Origin of the sequence: Sphingobium baderi (genome assembly GCF_001456115.1) — a bacterium.
Lineage (GTDB): Bacteria > Pseudomonadota > Alphaproteobacteria > Sphingomonadales > Sphingomonadaceae > Sphingobium > Sphingobium baderi_A.
In genome coordinates, this window is sequence record NZ_CP013265.1 from 38,268 (window position 1) to 62,915 (window position 24,648).

Below are 24,648 nucleotides of genomic sequence, written 5' to 3' on the forward strand. Positions count from 1 at the left end.
CAGGTATTTGGGCTCTAGGCCGGTCGATCCGCTGTCGGCGCAGAAGCCGTGCCGCCGCCAAGCGCGATCTGCATGTAGACGGTGTCGAGCCATCGGCCCGCCTTCCAGCCCATGCCTGTCAGTCGGCCGACGTGTTCGAAGGCGCAGGATCCGTGCAGCGCAACGGAAGCAGGTTCGCCGCCTCCGATCACAGCGACCATTTGCCGGAAGCCGTAAGTTTCCGCAGCATCAAGCAAAGCCGTGAGAAGTCGCTTGCCGATCCCGGAGCCCCGTCGATCATGCGCGATGTAGATGCTGTTCTCGCAAGCAAAAGCGTAGGCAGGACGATCTCGGAACTGCGTCGCGTATGCATAGCCGACAACTTCCGTTCCCTCGCAGGCGACGAGGAAAGGCCAATTCCGGTCGGTGATGGTCTCAATCTTGACGGTGGTCTCGGCAACCGTGGGCGGAACGATCTCATAGGTCGCCGTGCCGTGCAGTACGTGATGGGCGTAGATGGCAGCGATGGCTTCCGCGTCATCGACGGTCACGCTTCGAACAGAGATCGTCACTGGCGTACTCCAAGTGGGCTTTTAAGGTTCAACATGGCAGGCAAACGCTGGCCGGTTCGCTGCACTGCGGGCGCACTTACAGGAACGGGATTCACTCGCGTCCCGTCAGATGCAGGTCAGCTCAGCCAGCAGCGGCTCGTAGAGTTCGGTTCGACCCTGGCAGCAATCCTTGGCGAGAAAGACCATCACGCCGCGCAAGGAATCCAGGTTGGCGCGCTGAATTTGCTGTCGCCCGCGCTTTTCGGCGATGACGAGACCCGCCTTCACCATGACGGCGAGGTGCGTCGAAAATGTGCTCTGGCTCAGCCCAGATGCCTCGACCAATTCACCCGTGGAAAGCCCACCGGGCTCATGCCGGATCAACAGCCTGAAGGCCTCCAGTCGCGTAGGGTGCGCGAGCGCTGAAAGCAGAGCGAGGGCTTCTTCGGTGTTCATTCATCGTAATTTACCGATTGGATTGCGATCGTCAATATTGAATCGGAAATTCCCGATAAAAAGCCGGCCGGTGCCTCAGCTGTCGGCAGCCTCCGCCAGCGCCGAAGTGAGCAGCGCGGACACATCGCGTGCGGTTCGTGCAGCGCCCATCAGGGTCGCGGAGCCAGGCCCCGTCCAATCGCCGTATCCGGCCATCCAGAGGCGTTCCTCTTTGATCGAGCGATAGTCCTCAACGTGGACCCTGCCATCGGCCTCCACCACGTTCAGCGATTGCAGGTGGTCGAGCGCCGGCTTGAATCCGGTGCACCAGATCACCGCATCCACGGCTGTTTCCGATCCATCGGGCCAAACTACGCCTGTTGCCGTCATTCGGGTGAATGGCCGCACCGAGGAGAGGTCGCCGCGATCGCGCGCCGCTTTGACAGGAGGAACCATCACGATGTCGCCGACACCGCCGACAGGCTCTCCATCTGGCGGCCCTTTCATCCGAGCCACGGCCCTTTCGAAGAGTACCCGCCCGTCGACATCATCGGGAAGAAACAGTGGGTCATGTGTTGTAACCCAGGTCGCGCTGGCAATCGGAGCAATCTCCGCCATGATTTGCGCGCCGCTGTTGCCACCCCCGACAACCAGCACCGATTGCCCGGCATAGGCCTCCGGGCGGTTGTACAGCGCGGAGTGGACTTGCGTCCCCTCAAACAGATCGTGACCGGGATACTCAGGCACATAGGAGTGCGACCAAGTACCGGTCGCGCTGACAACGAAGCGAGCAAAATAGGGCCCATCCTCCGTCACAACCTCCAGATGAGCGCCGGACCGGCGGATGGTCTCTACGCGTACGGGCCTTTGGATGGGCAGCTTGTAGCGTTCCTCGTAGCGGCTCAGGTAATCGAGCACATCATCGCGGGTCGGATACCCCTTGTGTGAGGGCGGGGGCATCAGCCAACCGGGCAATGAACTGTATCCCGCTGGAGAAAACAGCCGCAGCGAATCCCAGCCATGCCGCCACGCGCCGCCAGGACCGGTTTCTGAATCGACGATCACGAAATCTGCCCCGGAACGGCGTAGATAATAGCCCAACGACAGCCCCATTTGCCCGCCGCCAACTATGACGATGTCGTGCGTTTTCATTCGGTCGCTCCCATTCCGAGGATCGAGGCAGTGCTGGAGAAAGCATTGGCGCCGCAGCAGCTTGCTTGAGCTCGCATAACTTTGAACGACGTGCATTCCTCTAAGGACCGCAATAGCACGGTGAATCCATATTTCCACGGTTTTGGAAATATCGATTGACGAGCCTTCGGCGCGCCCATATTTCGATAATCCTAGAAGGATCGACGAATCATGAATGACCTCAACTCCCAGGTGTGGGCAGTCGATGCATTGAGCGCTTTGGCGCATGAAACGCGCTTGTCCGTGTTCCGCATGCTGATCCAGGCAGGGCCGGAAGGCCATGTCGCGGGCGCCATTGCCGAGCGCGCGGGCGTGCCGCAGTCGACGATGTCCCACCACTTGAGCACGCTTGAGCGCGCAGGCCTCGTTCAATCCGAACGGGAAAGCCGCCTCATCCGCTACCGCGCCAACTATGCCGGAATGCAGCGGCTGCTCACGTTCCTCATGCAGGATTGCTGCCAGGGGGCGCCGGAGATGTGCTCGGACCTGATCGCCAAGATTCGCTGCGATACATCAGCTTGAGGGTGCTCCATGTCCGACAGAACCTACAACGTCCTGTTCCTATGCACCGGTAACAGCGCGCGCTCCATCCTGGGCGAAGCGCTCATGAACCAGCTCGGTGGCGATCGCTTCGTGGCGTACAGCGCCGGCAGCCAGCCCAAGGGCAAGGTTCACCCGATGGCTCTTGCGGTTCTCGATGAAATGGGGATCGACAAGCGGGGCATGTATTCCAAGAGCTGGGACGAGTTCGCGAAGCCCGGCGCTCCTAAGTTCGATTTTATCTTCACCGTCTGTGACAACGCCGCCGGTGAGACATGCCCGGTGTGGATCGGACATCCGATCACGGCGCATTGGGGTATTGAGGACCCGGCCGCAGTTGAAGGCGAAGGCCAGCGCGAGGCGTTCCTGAAGGCGCTGCGCTATCTTCACAACCGCATCTCGCTGTTCCTCACCCTCCCGCACGACAGCATCGACAAGATGGCGATGCAGCAAAAACTTCTCGAAATCGGCCAAAGCGAAGGTGCGAGCCTCAAAGCTGGAGCAAACAGTATGACCACCGACATCATCATCTACCACAACCCGGAGTGCGGCACGTCGCGCAATGCCCTCGCGATGATCCGCAATGCCGGCATCGAGCCGCACGTCATTGAGTATCTGAAGACGCCGCCCTCGCGCGCATTGCTGGAAAGCCTGATCTCGCGTGCGGCTATGACCCCTCGCGCGCTGCTTCGCGAGAAAGGCACGCCTTATGCCGAACTGGGCCTGGGTAATGCCGACCTCACCGATGCCGAATTGATCGATGCGATGATGGAGCATCCGATCCTTATCAACCGGCCGCTGGTCGTCTCACCGCTCGGCGTTAAGCTATGCCGTCCGTCCGAAGAAGTGCTCGACCTCATTCCCGCTGCGCAGCAAGGCGCTTTCGCGAAGGAAGACGGCGAACAGGTGGTCGATGCGGCCGGCAATCGCGTAGCTGGCTGAGCGAGCAGGACCCATGACCATCGAGCCCAAGCCGGAACGTCTCTCGTTCCTTGATCGCTATCTGACCCTCTGGATATTCCTGGCCATGGCGCTGGGCGTAGGCTTGGGCTCCGTGTTCCCCGGCCTACCAAAGACAATCGACAGCCTGTCTTGGGGGTCGACAAACATCCCCATCGCAATCGGCCTGATCCTCATGATGTATCCGCCGCTTGCGCGGGTACGGTATGAGGAACTGCCTCATATCCTCGACGACAAGCGCATCCTTGTGATCTCGCTCATCCAGAACTGGCTTATCGGACCAGTCCTGATGTTCGCCCTCGCGGTCCTGTTCCTGCGCGACAAGCCGGAATACATGACCGGCCTGATCCTGATCGGTCTGGCGCGTTGCATCGCCATGGTTATCGTCTGGAACCAACTTGCGAAGGGCAACAACCAGTACGTTGCAGCGCTGGTCGCGTTCAACTCGATCTTCCAGATCTTGTTCTTCAGCGTCTACGCTTGGTTCTTCCTGGCTTTCCTGCCGCCGTTGTTCGGGCTCGAAGGTAGCGTGATCGACGTGAGTTTCTGGACGATTGCCCAAGCTGTCTTGATCTACCTTGGCATTCCGTTCCTCGCCGGCTTCGTGACCCGAAAGGTGCTGACGAAGGCCAAGGGCAACGAGTGGTATGAGCACACGTTCCTGCCGAAGATTGGGCCCGTGACGCTGGTCGCGCTGCTCTTCACGATCGTTGCTATGTTCAGCCTCAAGGGAAGCGAAATTCTCGCGCTGCCCGGTGATGCCCTGCGCGTGGCGGTCCCGTTGACGATCTATTTCGTCGTCCAGTTCACGATCGCGTTCTTCATGGGGAAGCTCGTCGAGAGCGATTACCCGCGCACGACGGCCGTTGCCTTCACAGCGGCAGGCAACAACTTCGAACTCGCCATCGCGGTTGCCATTGCGGCTTTCGGGCTTTCGTCGCCGGTTGCGTTCGCTGCAGTGATTGGGCCGCTGGTCGAGGTGCCGGTCCTGATCCTGCTGGTCAATGTTGCCTTCTGGTTTGGACGGCGCTGGTTCCCTGACACTGTGCCACAGCGGGCGCGCGCGTCCACCTGAGCCTGAGTTCGCGAACTGTTGTCTGCGCCGAGATCTCTCAACGATAGCCCTCTCGGCACAGACACAGCAGTTGCGCCTGCTCGACATCACTTCGCCAACGGCAGCTTTCTTCGTTTTTCAAACCAGAACCGGTCGGACAGCAAGCGGCCCATCGCGGTCATTTACATGCGAGATACCCGTTCAAGCTGCTGGTCGCAGGCAGGCTGTTGATTGAGAGAATTTTTCGTCGAGCGATGGGCCCAACCAAAATCCATCAAGCGTTGTGCAGGGCAGGATCAGTGCTGCGCAAGCGGGGAGGGTTCTAAACTGAATCTGCGTTCAATGGGTATCCCGCCCGTGACGGGCTCGCGTCGCCATGTAGCGTAGAGCGAATTGAGCGTGCAACGTGGCGTCGATTGTAATGTCCTCAGGGCTCGCTCGCATCATGAGCTGGCCGCCCCTGGTTTTGGCAGCATTGAACGCAATTGCCGGATTTCCGCCTCTTTGGCTTCCAACGCAGCCTCCAGCATGATGATACGATTGAGCAACTGGTTGATCACGTTGCGCAGCTCGGCCTTACCGCTCGTGATTTGTGGTTTGGCCTTCGGCGGCTTCGGAGCTTCATCTAACAAAGCGAGAAGTTTGGAGCATCGATAGGCCGTCGCTCGACTGACCCCCGCCTCGCGGGCAACATTGGTTATGCTCAGCTTGCCATTCGTCGCGGTGCCTTTGCCGTCGCGCAAGCGGTTATAGGCGTCAAGCAGCGCGACGGTGGTTTGCGATTTTCGGGGAGGGTTCGCTTTCCTCGTCATCGTTCGACCTGTTCCAGCAACTGTCTGTAAATAACGATCTGTGCCTCAATGGCGTGTTTCTGGATCGGGCTGATGTTCTTGCTATTTTTCATGGTCTCGGCATCTGCGATGCATGATTGCAGAGCCAGCACATGCCGCCTCGCCACCACGCTGTTCGGACAACGAGCAGGCTGGCACCTCGTAAATGCCGGCTGCACCTCAGCTCCTTTCACCTTCAAGCAGAGGGCGTGGTCGGCATAGAAGAAGCAGTCGTTGATATAACCCGGATGAAGCGTGACGGCAGTGTTTGAAAGCATTTTTGCGCGGCGCCGATCATCAACGACCGTGCCGGGCAGATCACCAATCTTGCTCCTGATGCTTGTAAATTCGGCGACGAGTTTCGAGCGCATGGGGCCGCCTGGATTGATCCCTGCCTTCCAGTCCTCGTACATCTCGACGATATCGCTGAGCTGAGCGAGGCGACGTTCCTCTTCGATCTCCGAACGGAAGCCGGATTGGGAAGTGCCCGCATAGCCTTCGAACATCATGGCGCTCGCGTGCCCATATTGTATCATGCCCGCGATCACGCCGAAGGGCTGGCTGGCGATGTACCATGCAAGGGTGCGGCGGAGCTGACGCGTACGCCACCGCCAGGGTTTATCACCCTCGTCCGGGATATGATATAGTGCCAGTATGCGGTCGGCTTCGGCGGGCGCCGCCGCTGCCATTTCTTCGGCGAGCCGGCGACACTCCTTGGCGAAGTAGTTTAGGTATACGGTCGATTGATGTGCCGTAAGCTGGACATTGCCTACCCCCCGAATCAAGGCCGGTTTGAACAGGGGCTCATCATCTCGCGGCGCTTCCGTTCGATCGGCGCTGTTGTGTAGATAGTCCTGCAACCGTATTGCTGCCAATACGGCCCTGGCAACAGGCTCTATTACAGTCCAGCGATGTTCAGCGCCGTCGACGTTTTTGCGGGTTTTGAAGATTCTTCCGACGAGTTCGTAGCCCTTAACCTTCCCATGTTCGTCTCGCACGAGTCTTAGGCAACCACGCTTGAGCGCGGCCGCTTCCTCGCCTCGCATTCCGGATAATAGGCCGATTACGAGATAGCACGCGGCCATCGCCGGTATGAAGGTATAACGACTGCTGAAGCTAGGAAGATGCGACCGCCACGCAGTGTTTGTTCCTGGCATGTTGGCCCAAACACTGCTTGCGCCTGGGCGCTCGGTTCCGAGTTGCGAGATTGCCTTCTCGAGCATAGCCGAGCGTGCTTTCAGCACTTCCACGCCGAGACCGCTGGCCTTGCAGATTTCTGGCCACGCGGGTCGACCATCTTGGGTCGCCGGTACTCCAGAGCCTGATGCTTCAAGTGCATCCAAATAAGCGCGCAAGCGCTGGTCACTTAGTTTCGGTGACACTCTTTGCCGACGCGCGGCGATGTTGACGCCAGCTATTCGATGTCGGGCGATGAGATCGTCGATCCCATGATCGACGTAGAACATGGCCCACCGCAACGCCGGCGCGCTAATGGCTTCCGGTATTCGCGGTGTGACATTTTCTCGGCCACCCCGGTATCCCGCGATCCGAGTCGCTGAACGGTTACCCCAAGGAGCTATCCCGATCCCCCGGAACGACAGGTAGGGCGTATAGAGCGCAAGTCGCCGTACGCAGAGGATCTTGTAGACAAGAGTTGCCGGTGCGAGGTGCCGCTTCGCGGACAGCCAGTGATCCAGCCAAGGCTGATCGATCTCGTGTAGTTGAAATCCGGCTTCCCGCACTTCTTGCAAAAAATACCGGATGATATTGCCGACCTGCATCAGCGAACCAGGTTTCAGGACGCCGAGGCGGCCGCGCACCTTGTCTCGGGAGTCGTAGTTCAAAGACAGGAACAGATATTCTCGTACGAGTTCCCGCTCATCAGCATCGGCGATCCGACCGAAGCAGATACAGGCTTCATGGGCCTTTTTCGGCCGCGCGATGGCACATTCGAGCAGCCACTTATCGTCCCCGACCAGAGAGATATTCTGCTGCTCACGGCCACTCACGACCATGTGGGGCGGAATCACCAATGCCGAACGGTCAATCCGCCAAGATGCTTCGGCACGTTCCAGAACCGGACGCATGCTCAGCCCCGCTGAAGATGTGGCGGCAGAGCTGGCGCCACAGCGGTATTTCCCACTGTGGACCGAGCCTGTTCGATATCGCCAGCGTCGAACACGGGGAGTATCTGTACCATAATTCGATCATGGTCGGCGCTGTAGCGCTCGTGCCACTCCGCTTCCGTCATGACGGCGCGCCGATCAGCTAGCCATCTCAGATAGGTCAGCAACGCTGGCAGCTTCCGTGCGGTGAACACAGCATTCGGGCAATGGAGGCAGCCAGTGAACGCGGTGGCGCAGGAGCCGTCGTCATTCCGCCCAAGTGGGCTCGACCAGAATCCGGAACACATGCCGAGGAACGTATCGGCATTGCCTGAGATCAACGACGCGACAGCGCCTGCGTCGAGCTTTTGGTTTCCGATCGAGAGGCCGGCTACGAGCGCGCTGGTTTCCTCCTTCGGTGGCAGGACCAACGGTATCATCGCCATGTCGAACAATTGACCTTCGGCGACCTCTACCGAGCGCGCATGCTCTTCTCGAAGCCCGTCCACCGCGGCATAATGCCGAGCGGCAACTGGCTTCGAGTGATCGCTCGCGAAGCGGCGAAGGTGGCCTGCGTGGCGCACGTAATTGTCCCGCTTCACCGTTTTTCTTAGCTGGGCGGGAACGATCTTGGTTATCGGCTTACCCGCTTCATCGACGAGGCCGAGGCTTCTGATAGCGGCGTAGAAGTTATGGGTAGAAAGGCTGAACCGCCGCCAGCTCGGCAGTCCGGCTGCAACGAAGCCGACCCACAGGTAATCCGCATTCGGGTCGCCTCGATCGGCCATTCGCTCGGCGGCGGGCCGGGATAGTTCAAGGGCAAGGCGAACGAGTCCGCCTGGCGTATTGATGCCACCGTCACGCACGCGTTCGCGCTTGATCTTGGCGCGCAGACCGCCTCGCCCCTTCGTGTATTCAATGGAGACATATCCTCTCGCGGGGTTCTTCAGGCAGTCGCGCCGCAGGGTCCGCAGGCATTCTATCGGCATTTCGACCCGGAGCGCGATGGCGATGATGAAGCAGATCGCATCAGGCAGTGTGAGAACGAGAAGATCGCTGGCGGCGGCGATGGCAACCTTGCGATATTTGAACATGTCGAACTCGCTTCGAGCGGCACGCGTGCCGTCGGCGACTTTCAGGAACACATTCTCAAAGCGGCTCCTCTCCAGCTTGTTTCGCAAAGCTTCGATCTGCTCGCGTCCCGCCACGATCCTTTCGCGTGTAGCTATCACGCTGCGATCAGCGGCCTCTTTCAGGACGCGAGCGACGAACGGTGTCAACGGTTCGCGGGGCCGTAATGCCGTTCCATTGTGACGGCTCGTGAAGTTGATCCGCGCCTTCAGATCCGGACGTAGCAGATCAGGGTTGCGTTCGTCTATCGCGCGAAGGCCGTGAACAAGGCAACGGAACCGGGAGTATTGGCCCCGAACGTCGCAAGCATCGATGTCAGCGGCCGTAATCACGCGAAGCCCCCCGTCGAGGCGCCCGCTGGAGGACAGATGTTTGCCGAGCGGGATCCAGCTCTGTCGATACTGTTCGACACTCGGGACGGCCAGGCCGGCGAACAGCTCGTTCATCATCGGCCCAAGGTACAAGGCAAGATCGCGGCCCAGACCTTCGTTCCCTACCTCGTGCAGCAACCAGGTCATTTCGCGCCCGACACCGTCACGATGATGATAGGCTAGGATTGCGTCAGCTTGCGGCTCCTCCTGCTGCGGAGGTAAATCGCTGAACGATAGGCGAGGCCGTCCCACTGCTAGAAGAAGCCCATCAGACGAGAGTCCAGCGCCTCGGCCGCCTGATCTACGAGTTCGAAGGCTTCATCGAGGTAGGTGAGGTATTTTTCAGTGGTCAGGATGCTGGCGTGACCCAGCCATCGCTGGACCCGGCGCAAGGGGTCGCTGACGACCTTCATGTAGATTTCCTCGGTTCGATCTGGGACAGATCGACCGTCGAGCCTCTTCACTTCCGCTTTGATGAGGTGCGTAAGCCAGTAGACGGCAAAGGTATGCCGGAGGGTATGAGGCGATACCTGTAGGTCCCAGCCCATGTTCTCCGATAACTTCTTGCTGGTACGCCGGAAGATCGACTGCCATGCCGCGGGGGTGAGGGCTTGGCCGTCCTGCGCCAGCCATAATGCTGCCGGCTGCGCACTTTCCAATGGCGCGCCCGACCCGGGCAGCAATAGGAGATTCCGTCGTTCGTCGATTCGCAGAGTCGCCAGCGACCGCGGGCGTTGCTCGCCCTGGATCAAAACGCGCTGCCCGCCCGCAAGTGTGCCGATGAGCGGCTGCCGCATGGTCCGGACCCCACCCGCGCGTCGCCAGCGATCGACCAATTGGCTTCGCTCCTCGCGAACATAGGCGTCGATAAAGTTACCGGCGACCCGCCTCGGGAACGGCACCGATCGAGGTTTGCGCCCTTTGGTGATTGTGGCGGGAAGGTCGATCATGGCGGTGCGACTGCCCTGGAAGACGCAGGCATTCGTTGTCGGCAGTTCTCCGATCAGAAGGCTGGCGCCTTCCTCAAGTCTGACACCCGTGGTCACGAGTAGCTCGGCGAACGCGGCATCGCGCATCGGATTCCGGCGTTGAGTGATACCGCTCGCTTGACCCTGGTCCAACAGGCCTTGGTCTCGGAACAGAATGTAATCCTCGAGCGGGATCATGCGGATCGTATCTTCGGCAACCGCGCCATCACGGCGGAATCTGGTTTTCGGCGCCACTGAAATCAGTCTCACTTCCTCGCTGGCGGCCCATTGAAAGAACCGCGTCAACGCCGCAGACGTGCGCTTCCAAGACGATCCCGATAGTCGGAGCTCGCCCGGCCCCTCGAGCCGAAGGCTGCGATATTTCCCTACATCGACACTGGATGCGTCGAGTAACGACTTTGAACGCACATCCCGCAGATAGCGGGCAAAGACCTGAAGATCCCGAGCATAGTGGCCCGCGCTGGCAAGGGACACGCCATCGGATCGCAGGAACGTGATGAACGAATTGACTTCGACAACGGGGCTTCCGTCGGAATGAAGGAGAGAAGGGAGAGTTGTTTCGGGTAAGTATTTGATTGCGTCCTGCTTTATGGCGTCATCAAGCGCAGGCCGGATCATCATCCCATCAACAAATATAGGCTCGACGCCGAGCCAAGGATCGAACGGAAAAAGATGCACTGAATCCTCGATATGTCACTGGGCGCTTCCGCTTTATTGCCCCGACCCGATCGATGATGGGGCAATATCCATAGCCCGTCAAAGAGAATGAATCGTCTCAATGGCGACATAATGGTTTTGCATAGGAATGTCGCCTTCAGAGGTCCGCGATTTGCCGGTATGGTGCCTTCGCCTGATCGTCCTTGTTGAAGCACGCGCCGCGCCGCGCCTTCACACGGTTGAAGGTCTCTGGCGCAAATCCACGCGCGCGAGGCCGGGCCGCATGACGGATTTCATCCGCCATGAACGGCTGCTGCCCGCCGACGACATTGACCGGATCATCAGCGAAGCCCCGCTCGACCTGATCCAGTTTCAGGACGTCGCCGCCTCGATCCCCGTCGACGAGCGCCCGACCATGCGCAGCTGGATCGAACGCTTCAATGCTGCGGTGCCCGCATCGCAGCGCCCCCGTCTCGCCGCCTGACCCACAGGAGAAATGCCATGTCCCTCGCAACCGTCGCAGCCGGCATGTCCGAACGCGAAATCATCGCACGTCTCAACGATCGCTGCCGGCACGGTCTCGACCGTACCGGGCGCATCGTCATCACCCGCACCTGCCTCGGCACCTTTGCCAACAATACGATGACCGAACTGGTCGCCCAGGCCCAGATCCTCGCAGAGGTGCGCAAATTCACCTATCCTGACGACGATAGGACCGAGCGCGATCGCGGCCAGATCGAATACCGGGGCACCACCGTCTATTTCCAGATCGACGCCTATGACGCCGACCTGAAATGGGGTTCGCCCGATCCCACGGACGCCAGCGTCACGCGCAGGGTCATGACGATCATGGTCCGTGAGGATCTTTAGCCGCATTGCCATTCTGGCCATTCTGGCTATATTGGCTGGAAGGCTTCGACGGAGATTATCATGGCCACCAATGCCGAGAGCTTCGCATCCGTTGCTCTTACCGATTTCCATAACCACCCTGGCACTGTTGTCGATCAAAGCCAGCATGGTCCAGTCGTGCTGACGAAGAACAGGCGGCGCTATGCGGCCGTGGTCAGCATCGACTATCTCGATCGTGCTGCAGCTGCGCTTGAAGCGTTGCACGCCAATCGCCGGGTGTTCACCAGTGAGACCATGACCGATGACGACGCGGCGCGTATTGAAGCCAGCCTTCCAAGCGAAGCCGAAATCGCAGCAGGCCGCTTCGACTGGCAGCAGTGACGATCTGCCGCCGCGGCGCGGTGAGGTCATAAACTACGTCTACCTTTTTGCAGCCGAGCAAGCCGGAGGCCGAGACGAGGGCCTCAAGGAACGTCCTGTCATCGTTATCGCTGCCGATGGCAAAGGCTATATCGTCCTTGCTGTTACGACCAAAGGCGAGATCAACCCGTCCAACACGATCAAGATCCCCGGCGACGTCGGGAAGGCGATGGGCCTGCCGTACCCTGATTCGAGCTTTGTCGTTGTCTCAGAGGCAAACAGTTTCGACTGGATGGGCTTTGATGTCCGCGCACGAGCCAACGGCGACTACCGCTACGGAATGGTAACGCCCGGGTTCTTTACGAAGATCGTCACCGAATTTCTCAGTCGCAGCGGGCGATCGGTCAACCGGCGCTGAGGAACTGAAGGCTTCTTTGGAGGGGGGACGATAATGATGGCGGTGCCGGGCGGTCGCGTTTACCCGGCACCTGTCGCGGCCATTAGCATTATCGTGTCCATGTTCAAGATGCCTGCGGCGCACTTGGACAAATCGTCATAAATCTAACGATATTTTACAAGTCGATGTTACGCCTCTCGATTTCATCGAGCACGGCTTGTTCGAAATCCGTAAGGTTTTCACCGTCTTCGACTTTATCCCATTCATCGACCAACTGTTCGTCGGTCATCTGTTTCGGGTCCATCATCCGCGTTGCTCCTGCATCGACAGGGGGATCATCACACGCGCGCGCGTACCCTGCAATATGGGCCTAGCATAAGATTGATAAGACTTATTATGTTAATAATCAATCACTTAGCAACCTATGGAGGCTGCTATGCCAATCCGTCAACCCGATCTTTTCTTCGGCGACAAGCAGCCGCCTCGATCGGCGCCGCCGCTTCGCGCATATCGCAAGGCCGAGAAATCACCGCCCGCCGCGTTCGCATGGGAAAGCATGGCCTCATGGGTCCGACACATGAACCGGCTTTTCGCAGTCGAAAGCCCCAGCTGCGATCATTACGAGCGCGTGCGTTGCACGGCGCGCGAACTCACCGTCGAGCGCATCCGGCTTTGCCGGCACGCCGACGATCTGGCCCGCTGCGAAGCCATGCTGGCCCAAGCCAACTCCGGTTGGCTCTACGGCCTTGATCGAGCCTTCACGCGCGCGGAGCGCGGCGAGCGCCTCGTTGAAGTGCGCAACCGCATCGTCCTGCTCGGCCTCGGCCGTGCTGCGCCCAGGACTAAAGGACCACGCCTCGATCCAGCCAGTTTACCCGATGACGCGCTTCTGCGTCTGATCCAGAGCCACGCCGATCCGCAAGTCGTCGTCGCATTACGGGCCGAACGACAAAGGCGGCTGCAAACAATAACGGGGCCGAAACCGTAGCAGCGGCTTCGACCCCGTCGATTGAATGAGACCCATGCATTACCGTGGATCAACCAGAGCAACGCCTGAACGTCGACTCCGGCTCCATCCATAATAGATCGCAAATGGGTCAATTTAACATGAACGAACCTGCATGGCTCGTTCCCGCGCATTTGCGCACATCACCCGAAGGACATCACCCGAAGGACAAACCTATGACTATCTCGTCTCTCTCAGCCCGCCGCCGCCATCTCACCTCGTTCGAGAAGTGCTATGCCGTCGCCTGTCAGCTTCGCGACACCACCGGCGCCGACCAGTTCGTCGTGCGCACCGACAACCCTCTGCAACCCTTCCGCGTCTCGCGGCATCAGCCGACCGAGCCGGAAACCATCCTTGCGCTCGTAGCCTGAGCGCTCAATTCCAGACCGTCTGATCCGCCACCAGTTCGGCGGGCGTCTTGCCGGCGACCAGATTGCGCGCCGAAACATGAAGCACTGGCGCCCCGGATTCCCGAACAGCCCGAGCCATATAGGCGCGGCGGTTCGCCAGGATCGCGAGCCAGCGCATGTCCTTCACGGTCTCTTGCAGATCCCGTTCGCAGGTCAGATACCACAGCTTCATCTGCAGCGGGTTCTTGTCCTTGAGGATTTCCTCAAAGGCCAGATAGCCCTCGCCATAGCGCACGCCCTTGCGGTTGTCGTTCCACAGGTCGAAATAGGCATCCGCCATCTCACGGGTCGCGAAGTATCCGGCATCCAGGCTCTCACCCATAAGGGCTCCCGCCAGCAGCCGGCGAACAGGTCGAAGTTCGACATCGTTCATCGCGTCCATCAGGGGCAGATCGTAATTGTACCCCTCCAGTACGTCCTTCATCTTCATAGGTTGTCCTCCTTCGGTGAGACCTATGCGCCATTTAGAACATTAAGTGAACGGCCCAGTCAAGCCGATCATCACTTTCAAATGACGGGCGATTTCATTTTTCGGGAACTTTGGTCTCAAAGGATTTTAACCCTTTGTTAGGAATTGAACCTCAATCCTGCTCTCGCGAGCGAGATGCAGTCTTGTTCCCGCCGGTCTGGCAATCCCGACACCCCCTGTCCCAAAGTCTTTGCCAGACCGGCGACCCGCCATCAGGTGCGCTTTCTCTTGCCTTGTGGGTCGACCGAATGCTTCACAGTTACCGAGACAATCGTGTCGGCTTTTCCAATGCCCTCCCCATGAACCGGATGGAACTATCGATGCTCACCAAGATCCTCGATCGCCCTCTATGGACGCCATGGATGTCCATCATGGGGGTGCTCATCGCCCTCTTTTCCTTCGGAACGCTCTTCGGAAATTTTACAGGGGTGCCCGTTCGGACATGGCAAACCTGGTCAGTCGTCGCCATCGCGGCATGGTCAATCATTGGCGCCGCGATCGTTCTCGCCTCGGACTTTGTTCAGGACCATCGCGCCAAGGATGACATTTGATATGAAAGCCGCCCTTCCCTTGGCGATCTTGTTCACGGTCATCCCCATGGCCCTGGCGGTAGCCACCACCCGAGCATCAGGCGTCTTCCAGCTTCGGCCAGCTGGTGCCCCGCCGATCACCCGAAATGAACGCTTGCGCCGCTTTGCGCTTCGCAACTGGATCTGGCTGCCCCTCGCCCTCGGGGTGCCCATCGTGGTCTACAACTACGTCACCGGCCAAAATCCCTGGATGCTGATCATCGTGCTTTCAATCAGCGGATTATGCCTCAGCATGGTCGGCCCGACGCGCGTTGCATGGATAACTGGAGGCTTATTGGCCGCTTGCCTGATCTATTCGTCGATCATGCACATATGACCCGACTACCTCTCTCCGAGACGATCCCCGCCTCGACACTCAAACAAACGCTGGCCGCAAACCTTGCTACTTTCTGCGCTTCGCGCCGGATGACCCAAACTGCACTTTCCGAGCGATCCGGGGTCGCCGCCTCGCACATCTCCCATATCATCCACGGCAAAGCGAACCCGACCCTCGCAACAATGCATAATTTGGCGGATGTGCTCGACATTACCGTGATCGATCTTCTCACGCCAATATCTGCAAAGCCGCGCCTTCCTGAGTGAAGTGCGCGGCAAAGCGTCGCCACGGATCGTTCCTCGATCCCTCATTCAGAAAGGACCACCGCCATGGAACCACTGCGGCACCTCGATCGAGACACGCGCCGCGCCCGCCTTCTCGCGGCACGCACCCGCCCTGTCGGCGGCATCAACCGGCGCGGCATCTTCACCGGCCATTGGGATCAAGGTGACGTCGTGCGCCAGTTTCGCGGCGGTAACGGATCTTGGCTCGGCCTGGCAACCTACGTTCCGCGTGATCCCGCCACCTGATCGCGCAGGCCTTGGCTCGGCCTGAACGTCACCACACGGCGCGCAGACACCGGCACCTCGATGCCAGTCTTGGGATTACGACCGATCCTCGCCGCCTTGTCGTTCAGCAGGAACGTCCCGAAGTTCGAAATCTTCACATTCTCGCCCGCTGCAAGGGCATCCGACATGCGCTCGAGGATCTGTTCCACCATGTGAAGCGCATCGGTCCGTGATATTCCGATCGTTCGGTGCAGCGCCTCCGCAAGATCCGCGCGCGTCAATGTCGAAGTCTCTTCCATGGGCATGTTACGCTCAACCACTAGCTTTCTAATCCCTGATAGGCCCTGCGGGCCAGAGAAACGGCTAAGCCGCATCATGCCTCACCAGCTGCGATCGTAACGACGCCGCAACTTCATAATGAAATCCGCCTGCGCTCCATGCTCGAGACCATCTGATGCAACAAGCGGCCCAGCCATCTCGTCTTCAGACAGGCGACCATGAACATAATCGTTCAGCCGACCAATCGTCCCCTTCGAAAACTGCCGGCCCTGCTGCGCCTCTTCCCCTAACAGCCGCACCAACACCCGGCGCCACTCAGGCGGCGCATTTGCAACCATCTCCTCGATCTCCATCAACGAGGCGGGCTCCAGGCTTTCCTGCAGTGCCGCCAGTTCCGCTGCCTGCTGGGCGCGATACCGCGCCTTCGATGCCGCCAGTTCAGCATCACGAACCGCCCGACGCTCCGCTGCCGCCCGACGCTCATCTGCACCGCTCAACCACCAGTACCAGAGGTATCCAAAGACAGCCGCAATCATCACCCCCGCGCCAATCAGCAAATAAGGCTCAGGCACAAACCAGCGGTACGCATAAATCAGCGGCGTGCCTATCAGTGCAGGAATCAAGAACACGAAAGGAGACCAGAAACTTCCCCTTTCAGGCAACGGAACGCGAGCTATCTCAAAAGCCATGGCTTGAATCTCCGCTGATGCTCAATTTCAAGCATCATCGATCTTTCGTGATATATCGGAATTCTCCTCCATTAACCCCTTCTTGGCAATCGGCTTTCACAACATCTCAAAGTAATGGGGTCATCTCGCCTGCGGCGAGACCGGGCTCTGCTCGCCTTCGGCTCATGGAGCCCCTGCGGGTCTCCACCCTGACGGGCAACGATCCCTTGCCCGGGCGCCCTGCCCTCCTCTCAGCGGGTCTGCAACGATCCTGGAAGGCCCTGCGCTGCAATGAAGCCTCCTGCCCTTCCTTTACACCTCAACGGCGCTCCTGGCTCACGCACAGCGCCAGTAGCCTGCGGCTGTTGTCGTCCCCTTCGGGGCCGGTTCCCTTGTCTATGCCGTGAACCGGCGAGGACGCCGGCTCCCGGCACCAACCTCGCGCCAGGTCATTCACCACACACTGCGCCACCCCCGCCAGTGTCCCGGCGTCGCACACCGGGTTGCTCAATCAAAAGCTGCCTCCAACCAAGCTGCGCTAGCCGGTCCGCGCTGGCTGGCTTTTGTCTGCTGGTCGCAGACAGCCAGCGCGGACCGGCAAGCTCCGCTAGGTCGCAGCGCGACGTCTTTTGATCGAGCGATCCCCGGCGTGCCACTTGGGACACAGGCGAAGGTGGCTCCGTGTGCGGTGAATGACAACCGACCCCTTTGCGCTCCGTTGGTCAGTAATGACGGCCCTATCGGGCCGACGTTTCTTTGTAATGTCGCTACCGCGCCAACTATTTAGGCTCAGGTCCACCATGTACGGTAAATAGCTGTCAAGAAATCAATGCAGTTCAGTATTTAGAGTTTAGGGAGTAAGATTAGTGTGTCGGAAGGGAAGGGGAGAGGCCCCGGACCAAAGACAAGGGGATAGGCCCCGCACTATAGGAGTAATGCTCATGAACATCGGTACTTTCGCCTTCAAGAACGGCCAGCTCATCGGTTCGATCGCAACCCTCACCGTCGACCTTGCCCGCCTTGGCCTTCGCCCCGTCGAAAGCGATAACGAGAAGGCCCCCGCGTTCGAGATCATGGCGCTTAACGTCGCCCGCAAGTGGGTGCAGGTCGGCGCGCTTTGGGAAGCGACCAGCAATTCGACCGGCGAGGTTTTCTATCAGGGAAGCCTTGATGACCCCAGCCTGCCCGAGAAGATGGCAATCATGGTCTTTGGTGACGACGAGGACGGCTATCGCGTCGTCTGGAACCGTCCGGCCCCCATGCGCCAGAACATGGACGGCAGCCGCCAGACCCGCCGCCGCCAGCGTGACGACAATTTCGGTGAAGGCAACGCAACCGAAGATGGCCGCATCGCACAGGGCGAAGAGGATCACGTCCCCGCGTTCTAACCCCCCGACGGGAAGGGAGAGGGTAGCCCCCCTCTCCCGACCCTTTCGCTATCCCCTGCCAAGGATGAGTTATCATGACCAAGGAAACGAATAACCGCAGCTATAGCAGCTTTGCCGAACTGGCCAAGGCCATCGGCACCACGCCCGCCGAACTGCGCAAGCAGTACCTCGACAAGGCGATTGCCGACACCCAGCGCGCCGAGGACGAAGCCGGAACCGCAGCCACCCCCGACGAGCTGGCAGAACTGGCACGGCAGGCAGAGATTGCCGACATGATCGCGCAAGATTCCGTGCTCGACAGCTTCACCGAGGCTTTCGGCGACGTGACCGCCCTTTCCATCCTCGACATGGGAGGCGAGCGGCAGGAACTGGACATGCCCGAGCCCGCCGAGGCGCAGGCAGAATGTCACGCCATCATCAACACCATCTTTGACCTTTTCCGCGATACCCGCCTTGAGCCGAGCGCGCAGGCGATCGCATGGGGCATCGTCAATTCGTTTCACTACGAAGCGGACAAGCTGGCCCGCGAGGAGGACACCCTTTGCCGTGACCTGAAAAGCCGGATCGAGCAGGACGACCGCAGCGAAATCTATGCAACGGAAATGGAAGATTTGCAGATCCGTGCGCGTACCAAGATGGAACAGCGCGCCGCGATCGAATGCATGCGCGACTATGCCGCCGATTGCTACCGTTCGCAGACCGGCCGCCCATGGAGCACCGCGCGCGGATCGCGTGTTTCCAGCGCCACCACCGCAAGCCAGATCGCATCGGCCGATTTCCTAAAGGCGCGCGCAACCGCCTTGCGCGAAAAGCGCAATCCCACCGGCCCCCTTGTCGTCTTTTCCGGCGGTCAGGAATGGCACGACTATCAGCAGCTTTACGCCCGCCTCGACCAGATCAAGGCCCGCATCCCGAGCATGACCCTTTGCACCACCGGCCAGCGCAAGGGATGCGACGCCATCGCCGCAGCTTGGGCCGCACAAGCTGGCGTGCCGATTGTCACCTTTGCCCCCAACGCCCAGCGCTTCGGAAAGAGCGCCGGTTTCAAGCGCAATGACCAGCTTGTCAGCCTCCGGCCCGTCGAAGCGATCATTTGCCAAGGCACCGGCATTCAGTCGCACTTGCTGGACGAACTGAAGGCCGCAAGCGTTCCGGTTCACGCCTTCCGCTACGATGCACAGGCACCCATGCCCGCCGACGCCAAGCGGCACAATTGGGGATGAGATAACAGGGGCGGACCAGCGCCGCCCCTACCCTTTCCTTGGCAGGAGCATCGGGCCAGCATCGGGGGACTTCCCCGGCGCTGGCCCTTTGTCGTGCCCTTGTGCCAGGTGGGGGAAACCCTACGGTTCCCCCCACGCCAGGCCGCCGCGCGCGCCGCCGCCAACATCGCCCCCGTCGGGGCTCGTTGGCGGCGGCGCGCGCGGCGGCCTTCCCCCCTCCGGTAGGGAGCTGCCGCAGGCCAGACGATCGGTCCCGCGCCGCTCGACCTGGCCCCGAGAAATCGAGGGCGGGGGAGCGCGCGCCGGGCATCGAACCCGGCGCGCGCTGCTGCCGCGAGCATGAACACAGATCCGCGCCGGTCTGCCAGCGCCGCGGCTCCCGGATCAGGACCATCGGGACCGCCCTGCCCTGCCCCTTCTGGTGTCATTTCGCCCTTTCACCCAGTGCGCCCTTTAACGACCCCGATCCGTCGCCGGATCGGCACTGGAGGAGAGAGGGAGAGACGAGGCGAGTTTAACGAAGGAGGTTCCCGATGAGCATCACGTTCCGCATCGAAGATGACGCCGAAACCGACAACCTGCGCCCCGTCATGATCGACGCCCTCCAGATGGGCGCCCTGCGCGAAACCCTCGCCGCATACGGCGAGCGTTACGGCCTCGACCTCATCATCCACGACTACGGCTCGCTCGACGAACAGGTCTTCGCATGGGAGGCCCGCACCGCCATGGTGCCGATCGCCATGATTGCCCGTCACTTCACGTTCGACGTCGACGCGATCGCCCTGATCGAGACAGCCCAATTCCTTGGCCGTCGCATCCGCATCGCGCGCCGCGATGACGAACCCGACATCATGGTGACGCTCTCGACGAACCCCGACGCCGCACCCGAGATGAACGTCTCCAACTCGAACGCCTACGCCATCCTTGCGATGCTCGGCCTCGACCTCGATAGCTGCGGCACGATCAGCATCGAGCAGCTGCGCGGCAGCCTCGCCGATCCCGTCATGGCAAGCCGCCTCGATGCCGAGCCGGGCCTTGCCCGATACCTGCCGGCGCTCAACCAGATGGCCGCCATTTCCTCGCCCAGCTGCGCCCTTCGAATGGTCTGGTCATAGCGCCCGGTGAAGCCCCTCACCTGCCCGCGCGGGCTCGCCTCGCTCGCCTTGGCCTGACGGCCAGGGCTACGCATCGCCGACCGCGCCACGCCGATAGATAAAACCACCACACAGTCTTCCCATTGTGACCTTCGGGGCGCGGCCGCGTCAAGGACGGCGGGGCCCCACCATTTTCTTCGGTGGATCGGCATTCCCGCCCCAATCACACCGCAGCGGCCACCAAAGAAAATCGTGACCCCCACCGCCGCTACGCGGCGCGAAAGGCTCGCCTTTCGCGTCCCTGACCCGACCGCGCGCCGAAGGTCCGACCGTAACTGTCGTTTTGACTAAGGAGTGAGCGTTATGAGCACGTCAGTTACCCTCCCCGAAGACAAGATCGAGTTCATCCCCAAGTCGGATAAGGAGATCCGCATCGAGCGTCGCATCGCCTCGCTCGAAGCCGAAATGCACAGCGCCTGCCGCATCCATGACCGCCGCGACGACTTCCTCGAAATGATCGACTGGAACGCCATGACGATCGACGATCGCGAGACGGTCCACAACCACGCAGACCGCCTCAACGACACCATGATCGAGATCGATCACGAGATGCACATGGCATCCGAAGCACTCTATGCCGCGTATATGGAAAATCCGCTCAATTGGTGAGCCGGAATCGCTACGCACGGGAGGCGCAGCCCTACAGGGCCGCGCTTCCCTTTTTTTGTCTGATGCCGTCCCGACCGCTGCGCGACTCCACCCGGCTCGCTCGCCTTGGCCTGGCGGCCAAGGCTACGCATCGCCGGGGCCCGCCCCTAAAGGAATGGCCGCCCGAATGGGCAAGCCCATCCGTGCGGCCATCGGTCGTTTGTTCGGTGGCGAACCGGCTCAGGCTGAAGCCTGAAGCCGCTTCTCCACTTCATCCACGCCCAGCGTCTTCACCGCCGTCATGATCCGCTCCAGTCGATCATGCGGGAGCTTGAAAAGCCCCGCCTTCTCGACCGTCCCGATCGCCGCTTCCCGCACCTTCTGCTGATGCGCCTTGCGACGCTCCACCAGCTTGCGTTCCTCGGCTTCGATCGCGGCCATTTCCGCGTCCAGTGACTTCGCCATTACTCGTACCTTTCGGTCAGGCTGATCGGCTCTGAACCCCGCCACCATAACCGCTCTCACGTCATGCGAAAACCCGCGACGTACTCCCCTACGGCAACCCTTCGAAATCACCCCTTCACTCACGGAGAAATCATGCGCCATCTGGCCCATTTCACCCGCGCGAAGCGCTCTATTCCCTCCGGCGTTTCCGCCTCACGGCGGCCCAGTGCCCACCGGAAACCGGAATCATATCCGCACCAGACGAACGCAGGAACAGACCGAGGCTCCAACAACGATATGTCAGCTACAGTAGCACACCGAACGCAACGTCGTTGCAGGATTATGACGTAAAAACAAAGTTTTAGATGAAAATTCGATTGTGTCCCAACGGGTATCATGTTGTGTCCCAACGGGTTCACATACAATTAACGTGATATTACAACTACATACGTGGGACTTTTTGGGACACGCATTGTAGCAAGATCCCCCAAAGAAACTTGCATTTAGTTCGATTTTGCAATATCTAACTCGCACTTTACGCAAGCCCACCAGCCTCCCTGCTAGGAGGTTGGATTGTCATCGACACATCAACGAACCGTCCGGTTCGAAACACAACAGTACGCGGCACTACGAAAGATCGCTGCACAGCAGAACCGTTCGATTTCGGAACTTCTGCGGTCGATAATCAGCGACTATTTCGAACAGCGCGATACCGTTGCTTCCAGTGCGCGTCGTGTCGCACAAGTCGCCGAATATACTCAGGCCGCGCTCGACACGATCATCCTCCAGGATCACCCCGAACACCGCGAAAGCATCCTTGCGGAAACGGCCCGGCGCATGGAGCGGTATCATGGCTCGCGCTGATATCCGCAACGACGGTCGGCCCGTCCCTCTCAAGCACCATTCCGCGCGCGGCGACACGCCTCGTAACAACGGCAATTTCGTGCGCGGGAGCCAGCTGCTCAACACCCAGGTCATCATGTGGCTGCAGGGCGCGAAGATGCCCTTCCTCATGTGGCTGGGCATCTTCGCCCTCTCCTATTTCACGATCCTCTCGTTCACCCTCGACGAGAACAATTTCCAGCTCATCTGCATGCGCATTCTGTCCTGGCTCTGGGACTGGTGTGCCCTCGATCCCATGAAGCAGGCCAACCTGCAGCTGCCAGACCATACCGTGCGCCATACCTACATGGGGTACGTGCCCTATGTTCCCGAGGTCGCTCTCGCCTGGCACAAGGCAGTACGCGGCGTCATCGGTTCGATCCTGATCGCCTCGTTTGCGACCATCCCGGCTTCGATCTGGTATGTCGATTTCTCTCGGCGGCGCGGCGGCTCGATCATGGAAGAGCGGCACGAGCGCGGCGCCATGCTGGTGGATCGTGATCTGCTCTACAAGGAGATCAACCAGCACAACTATATGAAGTTCGTCGAGGAGGCCAAAGACCTCTTCCCCGACAAGAAACCACAAGCTGTTCTCAAAATGCCATTCGATGCCCGCAAGGCTGCCGGCATCCACCATCCCTATTATCTTGCCGGTATCCCCTACCCGCACCGCCTCGAGCAATCCCACACCATGCTGCTCGGCACCACCGGCACCGGCAAAACCACGGTCCTTCGGCGACACCTGGCTCAGATGCGCGAACGTCAGGATACCGCCGTAGTATTCGATCTTACCGGTGCTTACGTCGAAGCATTCTACGACCCTGAACGCGACACGATCCTCAATCCCATGGACGTGCGCTGCCCGTCATGGTCGATCTTCAATGACTGCTCGACATACAGCGAGTTCACCGCCGCCGCTGCAGCCCTGATCCCTTCCGATGGTGGATCGTCGGAACCGTTCTGGGCCCTCGCCGCGCGCACCCTCTTCATCGAAATGTGCATGAAGCTCATTGAGAAAGGGCAGACCTCCAATCAGGCGCTCGCCGACAACCTGATGACGGCCGATCTCAAGCAGGTCCACCGTCATCTTCAGAAGACGATTGCCGATCCGCTCACTGCCCCGGAAGCCGCCCGAATGGCGGAATCGATCCGCGCCGTTTTCAACACCAATGCGCAGGCGCTACGGTTCCTTCCCGACGAGGGCGAGCCATACTCGATCAAGAAGTGGATCACCGGCGAGAAGAAGCCCGGATCGATCCTTTTCACCACCTGTACTTATACCGACCTCGAGATGAACAAGGCGCTCCTGACCCTCTGGTCTAACCTTGCCATTCACTCGCTCATGACCATGCCGCACACCCGTTCGCTCCGCACCTGGTTCATGTTCGACGAGCTGGGTGCACTTCACCGGCTACCCGCCATCGAGAACGGCCTTCAGACCGCCCGTAACTTCGGCGGAGCCATGATCCTTGGCCTGCACTCCTTCGACAAGCTGGTGCAGGTCTACGGGGAAGAAAACGCCCGTAACCTCTCCTCGCTTGCGCGCACAAAGCTGATGCTAGCTGCCGCTGATCTCGACACCGCCGAGCAGTGCGCCCGCTACATCGGCAATCGCGAAATCCGGCAAATGGATGAGGGCTATTCCTACGGCTACAATTCCACGCGCGACGCATCGACGCTGACACCGCGCAAGCAGATCGAACCGCTCGTTATTCCCGATGACATCATGAACCTGCCCTCGATGCATGGCTTCGTAAAATTCCCGGATGGATTTCCTGCAGCGCGCATCCAGCTGGAGTGGCAGCACTATGCCAAGGTTGCCGAGGGCTTCATGCGCCGACCACCGTCAAAGCCGGGCGATCCGGACGGTAAGGTTCGCGGAGGTGGGGGAAAGCCGAAGGGTGGAGATGACGGTGGGCGTGGTGAGAGCCTGACCCCCGCGCCAGAGGACATGGAAATGGGGGTGACGCCGATCGCGCTTGCCGCCGATATTCTCTCCCAGCCCACCGAGGAACAGCAGCGCGAGGCAGTTGAGAACGAGGCTGCTCAGCGCATGGATCTGGGCGTCCAGACCCCCGCCGATGGCAAAGACGATGGCGATCGGCGTGACGAGCGTGATCGTGATGTGCGCGACCTCGACGCCGGCCAGGACAGCGCCTCCACTCAGTCGCGGGGATCGGAGTTCCGAAATCACAATCCCCTGCCCCACGAGGAAGATCTTGGCGTGCGGGAGGCGCGTGATGGTTTCGGGACCGGCGATGGCATCGATCACCATCATGATCATGGTCATGGTCATGACGACGGCCTTGGCATGGGTGACTGA

Annotated in this window: 30 protein-coding genes and 2 pseudogenes; 19 read left to right on the forward strand and 13 right to left on the reverse strand. The window is 60.1% G+C overall.

From position 1 onward, the window contains the following. Positions 1–14 precede the first annotated feature (14 nt). The 3 genes from ATN00_RS20280 to ATN00_RS20290 form a co-directional block, all read right to left on the reverse strand. Complete coding sequence (locus ATN00_RS20280) at positions 15–551, reverse strand: GNAT family N-acetyltransferase (RefSeq protein WP_037509299.1); 537 nt, start codon at positions 549–551, stop codon at positions 15–17. A 105-nt stretch (positions 552–656) separates the two neighbouring features. Continuing rightward, the gene (locus tag ATN00_RS20285) at positions 657–986 is read right to left on the reverse strand and encodes an ArsR/SmtB family transcription factor (RefSeq protein ID WP_037509301.1); all 330 of its coding nucleotides are present in this window, start codon (positions 984–986) and stop codon (positions 657–659) included. 75 nt (positions 987–1,061) lie between these two features. Then, complete coding sequence (locus tag ATN00_RS20290; protein ID WP_037509361.1) at positions 1,062–2,117, reverse strand: ArsO family NAD(P)H-dependent flavin-containing monooxygenase; 1,056 nt, start codon at positions 2,115–2,117, stop codon at positions 1,062–1,064. A 210-nt stretch (positions 2,118–2,327) separates the two neighbouring features. Here ATN00_RS20290 and ATN00_RS20295 point away from each other — a divergent pair, with 210 nt between their 5' ends. From ATN00_RS20295 to arsB, 4 genes and pseudogenes are all read left to right on the forward strand, one after another. Beyond that, entirely contained in the window at positions 2,328–2,678 is a 351-nt protein-coding gene (locus tag ATN00_RS20295; RefSeq protein WP_037509303.1) for an ArsR/SmtB family transcription factor, read from the forward strand. Positions 2,679–2,687: 9 nt separating this feature from the next. After that, a pseudogene (locus ATN00_RS24070) lies at positions 2,688–3,074 on the forward strand (arsenate reductase ArsC); the annotation flags it as partial. Positions 3,075–3,206: 132 nt separating this feature from the next. Further along, positions 3,207–3,638: an arsenate reductase (glutaredoxin) gene (arsC, locus tag ATN00_RS24075; protein WP_037509366.1), complete on the forward strand. Its 432-nt coding sequence runs from the start codon at positions 3,207–3,209 to the stop codon at positions 3,636–3,638. A gap of 13 nt (positions 3,639–3,651) precedes the next feature. Further along, on the forward strand, positions 3,652–4,731 hold the full coding sequence (gene arsB / locus ATN00_RS20310) for an ACR3 family arsenite efflux transporter (protein ID WP_037509304.1): 1,080 nt from the start codon (positions 3,652–3,654) through the stop codon (positions 4,729–4,731). 422 nt (positions 4,732–5,153) lie between these two features. On the opposite strand, the gene ATN00_RS20315 is transcribed toward arsB, so the two are convergent. The 4 genes from ATN00_RS20315 to ATN00_RS20335 all read right to left on the reverse strand — a co-directional run bounded on the left by ATN00_RS20315 (position 5,154) and on the right by ATN00_RS20335 (position 10,814). Beyond that, positions 5,154–5,522 carry a TetR/AcrR family transcriptional regulator gene (locus ATN00_RS20315; RefSeq protein ID WP_052076616.1) on the reverse strand — a complete coding sequence of 123 codons (369 nt, stop codon included), beginning with the start codon at positions 5,520–5,522 and terminating at the stop codon, positions 5,154–5,156. Continuing rightward, complete coding sequence (locus ATN00_RS20320) at positions 5,519–7,627, reverse strand: site-specific integrase (protein ID WP_155282051.1); 2,109 nt, start codon at positions 7,625–7,627, stop codon at positions 5,519–5,521. Before ATN00_RS20320 ends, ATN00_RS20315 begins: the two co-directional genes overlap by 4 nt. 2 nt (positions 7,628–7,629) lie before the next feature. After that, positions 7,630–9,294, reverse strand: coding sequence for a hypothetical protein (locus ATN00_RS20325; protein ID WP_156415396.1), 1,665 nt, complete (start codon positions 9,292–9,294; stop codon positions 7,630–7,632). Between the two features lie 107 nt (positions 9,295–9,401). Then, positions 9,402–10,814: a tyrosine-type recombinase/integrase gene (locus tag ATN00_RS20335; protein WP_062069127.1), complete on the reverse strand. Its 1,413-nt coding sequence runs from the start codon at positions 10,812–10,814 to the stop codon at positions 9,402–9,404. A gap of 112 nt (positions 10,815–10,926) precedes the next feature. On the opposite strand from ATN00_RS20335, the pseudogene ATN00_RS20340 reads away from it, so the two are divergent. The 4 genes and pseudogenes from ATN00_RS20340 to ATN00_RS20355 form a co-directional block, all read left to right on the forward strand. Then, positions 10,927–11,277, forward strand: a pseudogene (locus ATN00_RS20340) (hypothetical protein); the annotation flags it as partial. A 17-nt stretch (positions 11,278–11,294) separates the two neighbouring features. Next, positions 11,295–11,663, forward strand: a complete 369-nt coding sequence (locus ATN00_RS20345; protein WP_082635348.1) for a DUF3768 domain-containing protein — start codon at positions 11,295–11,297, stop codon at positions 11,661–11,663. A gap of 60 nt (positions 11,664–11,723) precedes the next feature. Continuing rightward, on the forward strand, positions 11,724–12,023 hold the full coding sequence (locus ATN00_RS20350) for a type II toxin-antitoxin system prevent-host-death family antitoxin (protein ID WP_008830216.1): 300 nt from the start codon (positions 11,724–11,726) through the stop codon (positions 12,021–12,023). Beyond that, positions 11,944–12,420, forward strand: coding sequence for a hypothetical protein (locus ATN00_RS20355; RefSeq protein ID WP_143560110.1), 477 nt, complete (start codon positions 11,944–11,946; stop codon positions 12,418–12,420). Before ATN00_RS20350 ends, ATN00_RS20355 begins: the two co-directional genes overlap by 80 nt. 154 nt (positions 12,421–12,574) lie before the next feature. Here the strand turns inward: ATN00_RS20355 and ATN00_RS24245 are convergent, their stop codons facing one another. Continuing rightward, positions 12,575–12,706 carry a hypothetical protein gene (locus ATN00_RS24245; RefSeq protein WP_257720671.1) on the reverse strand — a complete coding sequence of 44 codons (132 nt, stop codon included), beginning with the start codon at positions 12,704–12,706 and terminating at the stop codon, positions 12,575–12,577. Between the two features lie 129 nt (positions 12,707–12,835). Here ATN00_RS24245 and ATN00_RS20360 point away from each other — a divergent pair, with 129 nt between their 5' ends. After that, positions 12,836–13,387: a hypothetical protein gene (locus ATN00_RS20360; RefSeq protein WP_062069129.1), complete on the forward strand. Its 552-nt coding sequence runs from the start codon at positions 12,836–12,838 to the stop codon at positions 13,385–13,387. Positions 13,388–13,581: 194 nt separating this feature from the next. Continuing rightward, positions 13,582–13,776 (forward strand): hypothetical protein, encoded by a 195-nt coding sequence (locus tag ATN00_RS20365; RefSeq protein WP_062069132.1) that lies wholly within the window; start codon positions 13,582–13,584, stop codon positions 13,774–13,776. A gap of 4 nt (positions 13,777–13,780) precedes the next feature. On the opposite strand, the gene ATN00_RS20370 is transcribed toward ATN00_RS20365, so the two are convergent. Beyond that, entirely contained in the window at positions 13,781–14,245 is a 465-nt protein-coding gene (locus tag ATN00_RS20370; protein ID WP_062069135.1) for a hypothetical protein, read from the reverse strand. A 287-nt stretch (positions 14,246–14,532) separates the two neighbouring features. Between ATN00_RS20370 and ATN00_RS20375 the strand changes: the two genes are divergently transcribed. From ATN00_RS20375 to ATN00_RS20385, 4 genes are all read left to right on the forward strand, one after another. After that, positions 14,533–14,835, forward strand: coding sequence for a hypothetical protein (locus tag ATN00_RS20375; RefSeq protein ID WP_231746506.1), 303 nt, complete (start codon positions 14,533–14,535; stop codon positions 14,833–14,835). A 1-nt stretch (position 14,836) separates the two neighbouring features. Further along, a complete protein-coding gene (locus ATN00_RS20380; protein ID WP_062069141.1) occupies positions 14,837–15,190 on the forward strand; it encodes a hypothetical protein in 354 nt (117 codons plus the stop codon). Further along, positions 15,187–15,456, forward strand: a complete 270-nt coding sequence (locus tag ATN00_RS23065) for a helix-turn-helix domain-containing protein (protein WP_082635349.1) — start codon at positions 15,187–15,189, stop codon at positions 15,454–15,456. The genes ATN00_RS20380 and ATN00_RS23065 overlap by 4 nt, the downstream gene beginning before the upstream one ends. Before the next feature lie 63 nt (positions 15,457–15,519). Further along, positions 15,520–15,720 (forward strand): hypothetical protein, encoded by a 201-nt coding sequence (locus ATN00_RS20385; RefSeq protein ID WP_062069144.1) that lies wholly within the window; start codon positions 15,520–15,522, stop codon positions 15,718–15,720. Here ATN00_RS20385 and ATN00_RS20390 read toward each other — a convergent pair. Both ATN00_RS20390 and ATN00_RS20395 read right to left on the reverse strand, forming a co-directional pair. Next, a complete protein-coding gene (locus tag ATN00_RS20390; RefSeq protein WP_062069382.1) occupies positions 15,693–15,998 on the reverse strand; it encodes an integration host factor subunit alpha in 306 nt (101 codons plus the stop codon). The genes ATN00_RS20385 and ATN00_RS20390 overlap by 28 nt on opposite strands. 81 nt (positions 15,999–16,079) lie before the next feature. Continuing rightward, positions 16,080–16,667 (reverse strand): hypothetical protein, encoded by a 588-nt coding sequence (locus tag ATN00_RS20395; protein WP_062069147.1) that lies wholly within the window; start codon positions 16,665–16,667, stop codon positions 16,080–16,082. A gap of 920 nt (positions 16,668–17,587) precedes the next feature. Here ATN00_RS20395 and ATN00_RS20400 point away from each other — a divergent pair. From ATN00_RS20400 to ATN00_RS20415, 4 genes are all read left to right on the forward strand, one after another. Further along, positions 17,588–18,034: a DUF736 domain-containing protein gene (locus tag ATN00_RS20400; RefSeq protein ID WP_062069150.1), complete on the forward strand. Its 447-nt coding sequence runs from the start codon at positions 17,588–17,590 to the stop codon at positions 18,032–18,034. A 74-nt stretch (positions 18,035–18,108) separates the two neighbouring features. Next, on the forward strand, positions 18,109–19,257 hold the full coding sequence (locus ATN00_RS20405) for a DUF2493 domain-containing protein (RefSeq protein ID WP_082635350.1): 1,149 nt from the start codon (positions 18,109–18,111) through the stop codon (positions 19,255–19,257). Positions 19,258–19,790: 533 nt separating this feature from the next. Continuing rightward, the gene (locus ATN00_RS20410) at positions 19,791–20,372 is read left to right on the forward strand and encodes a hypothetical protein (protein WP_062069153.1); all 582 of its coding nucleotides are present in this window, start codon (positions 19,791–19,793) and stop codon (positions 20,370–20,372) included. A 342-nt stretch (positions 20,373–20,714) separates the two neighbouring features. After that, the gene (locus ATN00_RS20415; protein ID WP_062069156.1) at positions 20,715–21,020 is read left to right on the forward strand and encodes a hypothetical protein; all 306 of its coding nucleotides are present in this window, start codon (positions 20,715–20,717) and stop codon (positions 21,018–21,020) included. Positions 21,021–21,239: 219 nt separating this feature from the next. On the opposite strand, the gene ATN00_RS20420 is transcribed toward ATN00_RS20415, so the two are convergent. Both ATN00_RS20420 and ATN00_RS20425 read right to left on the reverse strand, forming a co-directional pair. Beyond that, positions 21,240–21,464 carry a hypothetical protein gene (locus ATN00_RS20420; protein ID WP_062069159.1) on the reverse strand — a complete coding sequence of 75 codons (225 nt, stop codon included), beginning with the start codon at positions 21,462–21,464 and terminating at the stop codon, positions 21,240–21,242. 606 nt (positions 21,465–22,070) lie between these two features. Continuing rightward, positions 22,071–22,295 carry a hypothetical protein gene (locus ATN00_RS20425; RefSeq protein WP_062069162.1) on the reverse strand — a complete coding sequence of 75 codons (225 nt, stop codon included), beginning with the start codon at positions 22,293–22,295 and terminating at the stop codon, positions 22,071–22,073. Between ATN00_RS20425 and ATN00_RS20430 the strand changes: the two genes are divergently transcribed. Further along, the gene (locus ATN00_RS20430) at positions 22,294–24,648 is read left to right on the forward strand and encodes a type IV secretion system DNA-binding domain-containing protein (RefSeq protein ID WP_062069164.1); all 2,355 of its coding nucleotides are present in this window, start codon (positions 22,294–22,296) and stop codon (positions 24,646–24,648) included. The genes ATN00_RS20425 and ATN00_RS20430 overlap by 2 nt on opposite strands.